The sequence below is a fragment of the Streptomyces sp. NPDC002676 genome, assembly GCF_053592455.1.
This window is the reverse complement of record NZ_JBSFVT010000025.1, coordinates 53,438-65,929: the sequence shown is the minus strand read 5'-3', so window position 1 is coordinate 65,929 and position 12,492 is coordinate 53,438. Positions and strand designations below refer to the sequence as shown.

Sequence of the window (12,492 nt, the reverse complement as noted above, 5' to 3'; positions counted from 1 at the left end):
GCCGCCCCTCGGCTTGATCGACTGAGAGGCGACTGTGGCCGCGCCGTGGCCGCGCGCCGCCCGGCGGCTGGGTCTGCTGCTGCCACTGCTCGCACTCGGCGCCCTGGTGCGTCGGCACACCGAGCTGGGCAACGGCCTGCTGCGGTGGGCCTTGGGCCTGTTCGTGCTGGCGGCGGTCGTGTGGTGGACGGGGCGGCGCGCTCCGGCGGAGCCTGGACAGGGCGGCAGCGGGCGCTGGTCCGCCCTGCCCGTACGGATCGTCGTGGGCGTGCTCTCGTTGGCTGTTGCGGTGGGGGCGGTGGTGGACGTCTACCGGATCGGCGATTCCGGGGCGAAGGCCGCCTGGCACGACGCCTACTCGAAGACGGCGACGGGATCAGAGGGCGGCTCCTGAACCGGCACGGGCCCGCTTGCCCTCTTCGCGGGGCAGAACGCGCCAGTTGTGCCGGCGCAGGTCGGCGAGGCCTCGGAAGAGGCCGCAGTCGAAGAGGATGCGGGCGTGGTCGCCCTCGACCAGGAACTCGCTGTCGGTGACTGTGCCTACGCGCCGAGGAAGTTGAGCAGGGCTGGCCGGGTCCGGGCGGGCGGCCGGTCCGAGGGACCGGGAATCTCGCTCGTCATGTTCCCGGACTCCTCGTTCACGTCGCCATATTGGGGCCGATCGGCACTGGTGGCCCGGCGGTTCCCGTTGTGTGATGGTGCTGGCGGGAAGGACCCGTTGGAGACGCGGGGAAGCGGCCCGCAGCCGCGCACCGCGCAATCCGGATCCACGAGAAGCGGATGGCCCTTCCCGTTCTGTCATGCCGTGGCCGGGTCGGTGGTTCCGCGTGCCGCGGCGACCCGGTGCCGGACGATCTCGTCCTCGACGCGTCCGACGAGGGTGTCGACCGCGGCGGCGACGGACGGGGAAAGTCCCGGTCCGAGTGAGGCGTCGCTGATCTCGACGGCGTACGCGACCAGGCGGCCGGGCAGCCGGTCCAGCTCCCACGCCACCTCCAGGGCCTCGCCGAGTCCACGCGGGCGGAGCTCGTCGGGCCGGGCCAGTCGTCGGGTGTCCAGCGCGAGGCGGTGGATGCGGCCGGGGTGACTTGACCGGGTGTGCGCTGCTTCGAGTACGACGGTCAGGTCCGTGTGGTCCCACAGCTGGATCAGCCGCCCCGGATCGAGGTCGCACTCCGCCAGGACGGTACCGGGAGGGAAGGGCCTCTCCACCGCCCGTTCACGCAGGCGGGACAGCACCGCCCGGCCAATGCCGTCGTCATGCCGTGACGGGTCGCCCACCGCGATGATCGCGATTCGCGTAGAGGTGCGCATGGTGTGTCTCCCTCCACTGCGTGCGCCTCCAGCCTGCGGTGCGACGGATGGGGTGCCCATGGGCCGAAGGTCCCCGGGCGGGCCCGCGCGGCCCGTGGTGAATGGCCGGTGACGCGCGCACGCTGGGATCAGGAACCACGAAGGGAGCCGGTGCGATGACCTCCGCCACCACCATTACCGCGGCGCTCCCCGCCGAGCACCGCGAACGGCTGATGCGCCTCGCCCGCGAGGTCTCCTTCGAGGCCGGGAGCCGCCTGTTCGAGGAGGGTCGGCGCGCCGACCGCTTCTGGATCGTGCGTACCGGCACGGTCGCCCTCGACCTGCACGTGCCCGGCCGCCGTCCCGCCGTCATCGAGTCGCTGGGGCACGGCGAACTGGTCGGCTGGTCCTGGCACTTCCCGCCGTACTTCTGGCACCTGGGCGCCGAGGCGATGAGCCCGTTGCGGGCCTGGGAGTTCGACGCCGAAGCGGTCCGGACGATGTGCGCCGAGGACGCCGAATTCGGCCGGGCGATCGCCGTCTGGGTCGGGCGCGTGGTCGCCCAGCGGCTGCACGCCTCCCGGATCCGGCTGCTCGACCTCTACGCCCCCTACGGCAGCGGAGGCCTGACATGACCGCCGTCTCCGGGCCTGGCCGGCGTTCCGAGGAGGAGAGCATGCCCGGCAGTCCGCACCGGGTGAGTGACGTGATGACGCGCGCCGTCGTGGCGGTGGGCCGCAAGGCTCTGTTCAAGGACATCGTCGAGCGCATGGAGCAGTGGCAGGTCAGCGCCCTTCCCGTGCTGGAGGGCGACGGCCGTGTGATCGGACTCGTGTCCGAGGCCGATCTGCTGCCCAAGGAGGAGTTCCGGGACAGCGATCCGGACCGGTTCACCCAGCGACGCCGGCTGTCCGACCTGACCAAGGCCGGGGCGGTGACCGCGGAGGAGCTGATGAGTACCCCGGCCGTCACCGTCCACGCCGACGCCACGCTCACCGAGGCCGCGCGCATCATGGCGCTGCGGCACGTCAAGCGGCTGCCCGTGGTAAACGCCGAAGGCCTCCTCGAAGGCGTCGTCAGCCGTGGGGATCTGCTGAAGGTGTTCCTGCGCCCCGACAACGACCTCGCCGACGAGATCCGGCGTAACGTGCTCGACGTACTGTTCCCGGCCCCGGTCGAGCCCGTGCACATCATGGTTGTCGACGGTGTCGCAACGCTGACCGGGCGGGTCCAGGACGCCGCCCGGATCCCGCTCGCCACCCGCCTGGTGCGGGGCGTCGAGGGCGTGGTGGGCGTGGACTGCCGGCTCACCGCGGTCGGCGAGGAGTGAGACTGCAGGGCGCGCCAGACACCACGTAGGCGGCCGTCGGCGACGAGCCGACGGCCGCACCGCTCGGTGTTCAACCTCTGCCTCCGCTCAGGTTCCCCCACTGAGGTCCGATCTGCTTCCACTCCGCGTCCCATTCGGCCATGCGCCGCCGGATGAGCCGAGCGCGGACCACCCATCCGACGGCCCAGACAGCAGCGACGCCGGTGGGGCTACGAGGGCGCCGGTCATGAGGGCCTGCAGCGTCGCCGCGGCACCAGTGACGGGTGCGGACACCACCCGGTCCGTTCGGTCCGTCCACACGGTGACCCGAGTGCCCGCCGGAGCGCCCGGGAAGGCCTTCACCCGGCCGGTGCGCACCGAGCCGTCCGCGTACGTCCAGCGCACGGCGGCCCACACCCGCCAATGTCCTTGTAGGCCGCGCCGGTGCGCAGGGCGACGAGCAGGTGGGTCATCACGTCGTTCACGACGGTCGGAGTGCCGTTCAGTGTCCTCCAAGGGCTCGGCTGCCGCCATCGGACACCTTCAGCCTGCGGCCTCGGGCCGTCCGAGTCATAGGCCGAGTGGGCCCGACAGGCTACCCCCGACGGCCCCCCACCCCGCCGGGAGAACGCCTACTTCGCGGGCAGCGGGACGTGTCCGAGACCCTCAGGCGTACCTCGCGGCCGTCGGTCGTCAGGACTACCTGGGCCCGGCCGGCGTGGGCGTGCCGGGCGATGTTGGTCAGGGCCTCGGAGAGCACGGCCACGACATGGTCGGCGACCTCACGCGGGACATCGGTGTCGAGCAGGCTCTCCATGCGCACGCCGGGCGTGAAGCCCAGAACCGGCGCGGCGTCGCCGACCACGCTGACGACCCTGGCCCGCAGCCCGGTGCCGGTGGCGTCCTGGCAGGTCCGAAGGCCGAAGATCGCCGACCTGATGATCTTGATGGTCTCGTCCAGGTCGTCCACGGCCCGCAGCACGCGCTCGGAAGCCTCAGGGTGTTCGATGAACCGGCCCGCGCTCTGCAGAGTCATCCCGGTGGCGAACAGCCGCTGGATCGCCAGGTCGTGCAGGTCCCGGGCGATCTGGTCACAGGGCCGATCGGCCCCGTCGGGGGGACCGTGGGCACCTCCCCGACGGGGCCGGTCCCGGCCGACGCTGGAACCGTATGCAGACCGCACAGCCGAGGAGTGCCGCCATGGTCCGTTACGTGTACGACTTTCGGGACGGTGACCGTGACCTGGCCGACCTGCTCGGCGGCAAAGGCGCCAACCTCGCCGAAATGACCCGGCTGGGCCTTCCGGTGCCGCCGGGGTTCACCATCACCACCGAGGCCTGCCGCTCCTTCCTCGCCACCGGCGAGGAGCCAGAGGGTCTGTCGGCGGAGGTCTCCCAGCACCTGTCGGCGCTGGAGACCATCACCGGGCGGCGGCTGGGGCAGCCGGACGGTCCGCTGTTGCTGTCCGTCCGCTCCGGGGCCCGCTTCTCCATGCCCGGCATGATGGAGACGGTCCTCGACATCGGCCTGAACGACGCCTCCGTGCTCGGCCTCGCCAAGGCCTCAGGCAACGAGCGCTTCGCCTGGGACTCCTACCGTCGGCTCGTCCAGATGTACGGCAGCACGGTCATGGGCGTCGACCCGGCCCTGTTCGACGAGGCCATGACCCTGATGAAGAAGACCCGCGAGGCCCCCGACGACCTCCATCTCGACGCCTCCGACCTCGCCTGGCTGGTGGGCATGTACAAACGGCTGATCCGCGACGAGACCGGCCGTGACTTCCCACAGTCCCCGGCCCTGCAATTGCAGCGGGCGATCATGGCTGTGTTCCGGTCCTGGAACGCCGAACGCGCCCGTCTCTACCGACGGCGTGAGCACATCCCCGACGACCTGGGAACCGCGGTCACCGTGCAGCGCATGGTGTTCGGCAACCTCGGCCCCGACTCCGGCAGTGGCGTCGCCTTCACCCGCGACCCGGCCACGGGCCGCCCTGGACTGTATGGCGACTACCTGCCGAACGCGCAGGGTGAGGACGTCGTCGCCGGCATCCGCAACACCGTGCCCCTCACCGAGCTCGAGCGGCTGGATCCGAGCTCCTACGGGCAGCTCCGCAACCACGCACAGACGCTGGAGCGGCACTATCGCGACCTGTGCGACATCGAGTTCACCATCGAGCACGCTGATGTTCCCCCGCTTCGACACCGGCAAGGCCGGCACGACGCTTGCCCACGGCGTACCCGCCTCACCCGGCGCGGCAGCCGGTGCGGCCGTGTTCGACTGCGCGGAAGCCGTACGGCGGGCCACAGCCGGCGAGAAGGTGGTGCTCGTTCGCGAGGAGACCACGCCCGACGACCTGCCCGGCATGGTCGCCGCGCAGGCGGTGCTGACCAGCCGGGGCGGAAAGACCAGCCATGCGGCCGTCGTCGCCCGCGGGATGGGCCGAGTCTGTGTGTGCGGTGCCCAGGACATCGCTGTCAACACCGACGCGCGGCGCTTCACCGCCCGGGACGGCACGGTCGTCGAGGAGGGCAGCGTCATCTCGGTGGACGGCTCCACCGGTGCCGTGTACGCGGGCGCGGTCCCGCTCGTCGCCTCGGCGACGATGCGTTATCTCGAGTCCGGTGAGCAGGTCGACAGCGTGGTCGCCGCGGTGGTCCGCGCCCTGGAACACGCCGACGTGGTAAGGCGGTTGGAGGTCCGGGCCAACGCCGACACGCCGGAGGACGCGGCACGGGCCCGACGGTTCGGGGCGCAGGGCATCGGGCTCTGCCGCACCGAGCACATGTTCCTCGGCGAGCGGCGCAAGCTGGTCGAGGAGATGATCCTCGCCCGTACGGAAGCCGAGCACGACAAGGCTCTGGCGGCCCTTCTTCCACTCCAGCGACAGGACTTCACGGGCATTCTCGAGGCGATGGACGGCCTGCCCGTCACCATCCGGCTCCTCGACCCACCGTTGCACGAGTTCCTGCCCGACCGCACCGGCCTGGCTGTGCGCGTCGGCGCTGCCGAAGCCGCGGGCGGCCAAGCAGACGCGCACGACGTGGAGTTGCTCGACGCGGTGAACCGGATGCACGAGGAAAACCCGATGCTCGGCCTGCGCGGCGTGCGGCTCGGACTGGTCGTGCCGGGGCTGGTCGCCATGCAGGTGCGGGCGGTCGCCGAGGCGGTGGTCGAGCGGACGCGCGCCGGGGGTTCGCCCCAGGCGGAGATCATGGTGCCGCTCGTCGGGGCGGTCGAGGAACTGCGGCTCGCCCGCGAGGAGGTGGCACGGGTGCTGGCCGATGTCGGCGAGGAGACCGGCGTACGGGTCCGCTGCCCCGTCGGCACGATGATCGAGCTGCCCAGGGCCGCGCTCACGGCGGGCCGGATCGCCGAGGAGGCGGAGTTCTTCTCCTTCGGCACCAACGACCTCACGCAGACCACCTGGGGCTTCTCCCGCGACGACGTCGAGGCGGCGTTCTTCTCTGCCTACCTCGACAAGGGCGTCTTCGCTTCCTCACCGTTCGAGACGCTCGACCGCGACGGCGTGGGTCGACTGGTCCGGATCGCCGTCGAGGAGGGCCGCGCCGCCCGGCCGGACCTGGAGACGGGCGTCTGCGGCGAGCACGGCGGGGACCCGGAGTCGATCCACTTCTTCCACACCGTCGGTCTGGACTACGTCTCCTGCTCGCCGTTCAGGGTCCCGGTGGCCCGTCTCGAGGCCGGTCGGGCCGCACTCGGTGGGATCGACACCGGTGAGAGCAGGTGAACGGCACCAAGACGACGGGCCCTTGATCGAGGACCGAACGGCACTGCAAGAAGCCACGCACCCTCAAAGAAGCCAGCCATGATCCGTGACAACGAGCCGCCACATCGCCGCATCGAGCTCGACCGTGCCGAGGCGCTGCGGCTGCTGAGCAGCGTGTCCCTGGGGAGAGTCGTCTTCACCCGGCAGGCCTTGCCCACCGTCCGCCCGGTCAACCACATCCTGGACGGCGGTGACATCGTCATCCGCACCCACGAGGGCGCGGCCCTGATCTCTCAAGCACAGCAGGACGCCGGCACCGGTGTGGTGGTCGCCTACGAGGCCGACGCCATCGATCCGGACACGCGTCTCGGCTGGAGCGTGGTGGTCACAGGTTACGCGCATGTAGTGACCGACGATGACGAACTGGCCCGCATCCGGGGGTTGTTGGAGCCGTGGGCGGCCCAGCCGGGCATAGACCACGCGGTTCGTATCCATCCCGACCTGGTGACAGGGGTCCTCCTAGCCGCAAGGCCCGACGGGCCGGCGGACGGCTGATTTCACCGACTGCGCGGGACCACGAAGGAGTCGGCCCGATGAACGGAGGGGTACTGGAGGGGTGCAACGGCGCAAGCAGGATCCCCCGCAATCAGGCAGCAGCCCAGTAGGCGCTTCGCCCCGGCGAGCAGGCGAAGCCCGGCTCAGCCGGACCGCCACCAGGTGACACCCTTCCCGGGCAGACCCACGCGGGAAACGCTCGCATGGGTAGACCTGCTCGCTGTTCGGCTCTGGCCGCCGACGGGCTGCCCACTCGAAGCAGCGCCCCGGTACCGCCGGTGGCCGAAGCCAGCGGGGCAGTGAGAACGAGAGCCACGCTTCGGCAACGAGATTGGGAGCCGCCCTGCCTGACTGCGTGTGACATGCCGCTGATGGCGTAATAGGCGCTTTGGGCTGTTTGGCCGGTCACGCTGTGCGCGTTGATCACGGTCGTGTCAGGAGCCCGTGGGTGTACAGGTCGCGTGAGTGGATCTTTGAGCGGATCCGTCGTGACCGCCGGTTGGATCCGACGGTCTCGGGGCGGGTGCTGGCTCAGCGGTACAAGGTGTCGCGGAACACGGTGGCGAAGGCGCTGGTGTGTCCAGTGCCGTCGGGGCGGAAGAAGCCTCCGCCGCGCAAGAGCGTGCTGGAGCCGGTGAAGGGCTTCATCGATGCGATGCTGCGCGAGGACCTTCAGACGTGGAAGAAGCAGAAGCACACCATCGACCGGATCCTGGAGCGTCTGGCGGGCGAGCACGATTTCGAGCAGGCGTCGTACTCCACGATCCGTGACTACGTGCGCAAGCGGCGCCCGCAGATGCGGATGTCGTACTCGGGCAAGGCCGTCCACCGCGTCTACGCCACAGCCTCGCAGGAAGCGTTCTTCGAAGGCCATGTGGAAGCGTTTCGGGCGCTGGGCGGGGTGCCCTCGGTGCATATCCGCTACGACAACCTCAAGCCCGCGGTGAAGCAGGTGCACTTCGGCCGTTCCCGCACGGAGACGACGCGCTGGGTGGCCTTCAGGTCCTGGTACGGGTTCTCGGCCTTCTACGGCGGCCCTGGTGAGGAAGGGGCACATGAGAAAGGCGGGGTCGAGCACGAGGGCGGCCGGTTCCGTCGCAAGCATCTGGTCCCGGCTCCGGAAGTGGACGCTCTCGCGGACCTCAACGAGCGCCTGGCGGCGATCGATACGGCGGAGGACGCCCGGCACATCCATGGCCGTCCCACCGCGATCGGCTTCGACTTCGAGCAGGAGCAGCCGCTGTTGGCGCCGCTGCCGGTGGACGAGTACGACACCGGGATCGATCTGATGCCGCTGGTCCACCGCAACGGGCGGGTCACCGTCCGTCAGGGCTACTACTCGGTGCCCGCGAAGTTCATCGGCACGAAGGTACGGGTGAAGCTGCGGGCGAACGAGGTATGGGTCTACGACGGCCGCCAGGTGGTCGCCCGACACCCAAGGCTGACACGCCGCTACACCTACCACGACATCCTGGATCACTATCTGGAGATCCTGCTGGTCAAGCCAGGCGCGTTCGCCGGGGCCGCCGCGCTCGCACAGGCCCGCGCCGAGGGCGGCTTCACCAAGGCTCACGAGGCGTTCTGGGCAGCGTCCAAGAAGAGGTGCGGCGACAAAGAGGGCACCCGGATGCTGATCGAGGTGCTGTTGCTGCGCCGGCAGCTGCCCGCCGCCGCGGTCGTCGCCGGGATGGCCACCGTCCTCAAAGTCGGCTCCATCAGCACGGACCTGGTCGCGATCGAGGCCCGCAAGGCGATCGAGAACAGCGGCCTGGAAGAAGCCGAGCCCGCAGACCTCCATGGCGATGACACGGCCCTGGGCACCGAGGACGAGGACACCGCCGTGGAGGAAACGCACGGCGATGCAGGGGCGAAGGTGATCTCCCTGTACACCCGGCACCTGCCGCCCGACCCCCGTCCCGCGCTGCCGGACATGAGCAAGTACGACCGGCTGCTGACTCCGGTGACCGACACCGCGAAGAAGAGAAAGGGCACCAGCGCATGAGCCCCACCGCCACCGTCAAGCCGTCTGCCGAGCAGATCCCGACCACCCGGATGCCGCTGCCCGAGAGCGACCCGGAGGACGCTTTGATCGATGAGGCATGCCGGGACCTGCGGCCGCCCGCCTTCCGTGAGCGGTTCGCGGAGCTGTCGGCCACCGCCCGGCGCGAGCAGTCCTCTTACAAGCAGTTCCTGCTCGACTTGTTGCAGGTCGAGCGGGCCGACCGGGACGTCCGCCGCCAGCAACGGCTGGTCCGCTCGGCGCGGTTCCCACGGCCGAAGCGGCTGGAGGACTTCGACTTCGACCGCAACCCCAATGTGCTGCCCGAGACGGTCGGTGACCTCAAGTGCACATCTTGGGCGGGCGAGGGCCGCCCGTTGGTGCTGATCGGCGACTCCGGCACCGGGAAGTCGCACCTCTTGATCGGGGTGGGTACGGCGATCGCCGAGGCCGGCATGAGCGTCCGCTACACCACGACCTCCGCACTGGTGAACGAGCTCGCCGAGGCGGACGCCGCCCGCCGTCTGTCGTCCGTGATCGCCCGCTACAGCAAGGTCGGTCTGCTTTGCCTCGACGAGTTCGGGTATCTGAACCTGGACAAGAAGGGCGCCAAGCTGCTGTTCCAGATTTTCACCGAGCGGGAGGAACGCAAGGCCACCGCGGTGGCCTCCAACGCTCCGTTCAGTGAGTGGGGCAAGACCTTCACCGACCCCAGACTGTGCGCGGCGATCGCCGACCGGCTCACCTTCAAGAGCACGCTGATCCAGACCGGCACCGATTCGTACCGTCTCAAGACCACCGAGACCGAACAACAGGCAACCAGGCGCTCGTGATGGCGGGAGACAGGGAGGAAAAGCCGAAGCTGGAAGCCGAGCTGGACCAGACCACCGAGCAGTTGCGTGCCCTGGCCGCCGCCAAAGACCGGCTGCAGGCGCTTTTGGATGCGGTCCTGGCCATCAGCCGGGAGGTGGAGCTACCCGCGGTGCTGCACCGCATCGTCACCACCGCCATGGACCTGGTCGGCGCCCGCTACGGGGCACTGGGAGTACTTGACGAGTCCGGCGAGTATCTGGAGCAGTTCATCGCCGCTGGCCTGTCCGAGCAGGAACGCGCAGACCTGGCCGGGATCGACTTCCCGCGCGGCCGAGGTGTCCTCGGCCACCTGATCCGCCACCCCGAACCCCTGCGGGCCGATGACATCCCCTCCCACCCGTCCTCCGCCGGATTCCCTCCCGGCCACCCACACTTGCATACCCTCCTTGGCGTCGCCGTCAGCGTCCGCGGCGAGATCTACGGTGACCTCTACCTCTCGGAACGACACGACGGGCAGTCCTTCGACGACGATGACGAGAACATCGTCGTGGCCCTGGCCGGCGCTGCGGGCTTGGCCATCGAAAGCGCCCGCTTGCTCGAACAGGTCCGTGCCGGATCTGAACACTTCCAGCGGCTTCTGCTGCCAGCCCTACCAGACCTGCGTCCTCTCGACGCCGCCGCCATCTACCGCCCCTCTGCCGAGCCCAACCCTGTCGGTGGGGACTGGTACGACGCCATCTGGCTGCCCGACGGCGCGGTCGCGGTCATCATCGGCGACGTGGTCGGCCACGATCTGCACGCCGCGGCCGCCATGGCCTCCACGCGCAACATGCTGCGCGCTTTGCTCTTCGACCGGCGCACTCCGCCCAGCGCGATCCTCGCCCAGCTCGACCGCACCCTGCTGGCCATCACCGACAACCCCGTCACCACCACCAGCCTGACCCGCATCGAACCCGACGGGCCCGCCTGGAGACTGCACTGGAGCACCGCCGGCCACCTCCCACCGCTACTGATCACTCCCGACCGGCAAGGGCGATACCTGCTCGCCGAGCCCGGACTACCGCTCGGGGTCGACACCGGGTGGCCCCGCACGGACCACACCCACCCCCTGCCCCCAGGCGCCACCGTGGTCTTCTTCACCGACGGACTCGTCGAACACCGTGACCACCCCATCGACCAGAGCCTGCACGAGCTCGCCGAACTCGCTACCACCCACGCCGCCCTGCCCCTGCAGGACTTCGTCCAAGCACTTGCCGACCACCACCCCAGCGACGGTCACGACGACATGGCCATCCTCGCCCTGCGGACCCCGCGCGTCTGATCCCAAACCGACACAGACCCAAGAAGAACCGGGTCCACCGAACCACGCCTGTCAGGGACGAGGCCCGAGGGACCCGGGTTACACCAATCTAGCGAGCGGTCAGCCCGCCTTATCGACAACACTCACACCGGCCTCACCAACCGGCCGGAAGTCACTCGATCGAGGCGGCTCCCAATCTCATTGCCGATCATGAACCCGCTACAGAGTCCAATGGCTCCACGAACGGAGCAGAGTGGCTCCTGATCAACTTGGCCAAGTGGCTCCCATTCACCCTGCCGAAAACAGCCAGGGTCATTCTCACCGCCAACGGCTGCGATGAAGATCGAGTGCGGTGGGTGTTTCTGATTGCTCGATCGTTCGTTGAGCAGCGCGTGGATGCTCGCGATGGCGACGAGGAGCCTGTTGTCCCCTTGCTGGGGGCTCACTCGCTCCGGTCTGAGTCCGTTGATCGCAACGGTGTCGCTGGTTGCGAACGCGGGAGGAAGCGGCTGTGGATGACCTGGAGACGTACCGCCTCTCGGAGTCCGTCGGCGTCGAGCTCCATCTTTCCCGACCCTGTCGACGGCGGTGACGGCCTACAGGCTGGTGCCGTGACCACCGACCGCGTCCGCGTCCGGGCGGCCGGAAACCGAACAGCCCACCCGAGGAGCCAGGTGGCCCCTGGCCACCCATCCCACACCGGCACAAACTGGTAACGGCAGGACGGACGCAGACCTCACGGAGTCATCATGTACGGCACCCCACGCATGGTCAGTGATGTCATGACCCACACGGTGGTCGCCGTCGGCCAGCGGGCCCCGTTCAAGGAGATCGTGCGGCTGATGCAGGACTGGCGGGTCAGCGCCCTGCCTGTGATCGAGGGCGAGGGCCGGGTGGTCGGCGTGGTCTCCGAGGCCGACCTGCTGCCCAAGGAGGAGCTCCGGGACAACCCCGATGCGCGCTATCTCCAACTGCGTCAGCCGGTCGACGTGGCGAAGGCCGAAGCGGCCACCGCGGGCGATCTGATGTCCTCCCCCGCCCTCACCGTACGGGCGAACGCCACCCTCGCCGAGGCCGCACGGATCATGGCACGGGGCGGGGTCAAACGGCTGCCCGTCGTCGACGAGACCGGGCTGCTGGAGGGAGTCATCAGCCGTGCCGACCTGCTCAAGGTCTTCCTGCGCGACGACGAGGACATCGCCGAGGAGGTCCGGCGCGAGATCGTGTCCCACCTCTTCCCTCCGCCGGCCTCGGCCATCCAGGTGGAGGTGCACGACGGAGTCGCCACACTGACGGGCCGCGTCCGTGACACCGCGCTGGTCCCCGTGGCCGCGCGCCTGGTGCGGGCCGTCGAAGGGGTGGTGGACGTGCAGTTCGACCTGGCACACCACGACCACGGAGTGAGTGGGGCCGGTCGGCCCTAATGCGTGCGGGGCCGACAGGTGATGATCGGCCCTATGGACAGTCAGCAGGCTGTCGTCGCGCGGAGACGAGAG

Annotated in this window: 9 protein-coding genes and 2 pseudogenes; 9 read left to right on the top strand and 2 right to left on the bottom strand. The window is 69.7% G+C overall.

Annotated features, from left to right (window positions below; translation table 11 throughout):
- Positions 1-34: 34 nt before the first annotated feature.
- Positions 35-394 carry a hypothetical protein gene (locus ACWD3E_RS38225; RefSeq protein ID WP_451392099.1) on the top strand — a complete coding sequence of 120 codons (360 nt, stop codon included), beginning with the start codon at positions 35-37 and terminating at the stop codon, positions 392-394.
- A 404-nt stretch (positions 395-798) separates the two neighbouring features.
- Here the strand turns inward: ACWD3E_RS38225 and ACWD3E_RS38220 are convergent, their stop codons facing one another.
- On the bottom strand, positions 799-1,314 hold the full coding sequence (locus tag ACWD3E_RS38220) for a hydrogenase maturation protease (protein WP_451392098.1): 516 nt from the start codon (positions 1,312-1,314) through the stop codon (positions 799-801).
- 155 nt (positions 1,315-1,469) lie between these two features.
- On the opposite strand from ACWD3E_RS38220, the gene ACWD3E_RS38215 reads away from it, so the two are divergent.
- Positions 1,470-1,928, top strand: a complete 459-nt coding sequence (locus ACWD3E_RS38215; RefSeq protein ID WP_451392097.1) for a cyclic nucleotide-binding domain-containing protein — start codon at positions 1,470-1,472, stop codon at positions 1,926-1,928.
- A gap of 41 nt (positions 1,929-1,969) precedes the next feature.
- Positions 1,970-2,623 (top strand): CBS domain-containing protein, encoded by a 654-nt coding sequence (locus ACWD3E_RS38210; protein ID WP_451392118.1) that lies wholly within the window; start codon positions 1,970-1,972, stop codon positions 2,621-2,623.
- A 634-nt stretch (positions 2,624-3,257) separates the two neighbouring features.
- Here ACWD3E_RS38210 and ACWD3E_RS38205 read toward each other — a convergent pair.
- Positions 3,258-3,695: pseudogene (locus ACWD3E_RS38205) on the bottom strand (sensor histidine kinase); the annotation flags it as partial.
- Between the two features lie 107 nt (positions 3,696-3,802).
- Between ACWD3E_RS38205 and ACWD3E_RS38200 the strand changes: the two are divergent.
- The 6 genes and pseudogenes from ACWD3E_RS38200 to ACWD3E_RS38175 all read left to right on the top strand — a co-directional run bounded on the left by ACWD3E_RS38200 (position 3,803) and on the right by ACWD3E_RS38175 (position 12,420).
- Positions 3,803-6,350, top strand: a pseudogene (locus tag ACWD3E_RS38200) (putative PEP-binding protein).
- Between the two features lie 78 nt (positions 6,351-6,428).
- Complete coding sequence (locus ACWD3E_RS38195) at positions 6,429-6,884, top strand: pyridoxamine 5'-phosphate oxidase family protein (protein WP_451392096.1); 456 nt, start codon at positions 6,429-6,431, stop codon at positions 6,882-6,884.
- A 448-nt stretch (positions 6,885-7,332) separates the two neighbouring features.
- Complete coding sequence (locus ACWD3E_RS38190; RefSeq protein ID WP_451392095.1) at positions 7,333-8,886, top strand: IS21/IS408/IS1162 family transposase; 1,554 nt, start codon at positions 7,333-7,335, stop codon at positions 8,884-8,886.
- A gap of 50 nt (positions 8,887-8,936) precedes the next feature.
- The gene (gene istB, locus ACWD3E_RS38185) at positions 8,937-9,716 is read left to right on the top strand and encodes an IS21-like element helper ATPase IstB (protein ID WP_451392117.1); all 780 of its coding nucleotides are present in this window, start codon (positions 8,937-8,939) and stop codon (positions 9,714-9,716) included.
- The gene (locus tag ACWD3E_RS38180; RefSeq protein ID WP_451392094.1) at positions 9,716-11,017 is read left to right on the top strand and encodes a PP2C family protein-serine/threonine phosphatase; all 1,302 of its coding nucleotides are present in this window, start codon (positions 9,716-9,718) and stop codon (positions 11,015-11,017) included. Before istB ends, ACWD3E_RS38180 begins: the two co-directional genes overlap by 1 nt.
- A 728-nt stretch (positions 11,018-11,745) precedes the next feature.
- The gene (locus ACWD3E_RS38175) at positions 11,746-12,420 is read left to right on the top strand and encodes a CBS domain-containing protein (RefSeq protein WP_451392093.1); all 675 of its coding nucleotides are present in this window, start codon (positions 11,746-11,748) and stop codon (positions 12,418-12,420) included.
- Positions 12,421-12,492: the final 72 nt, after the last annotated feature.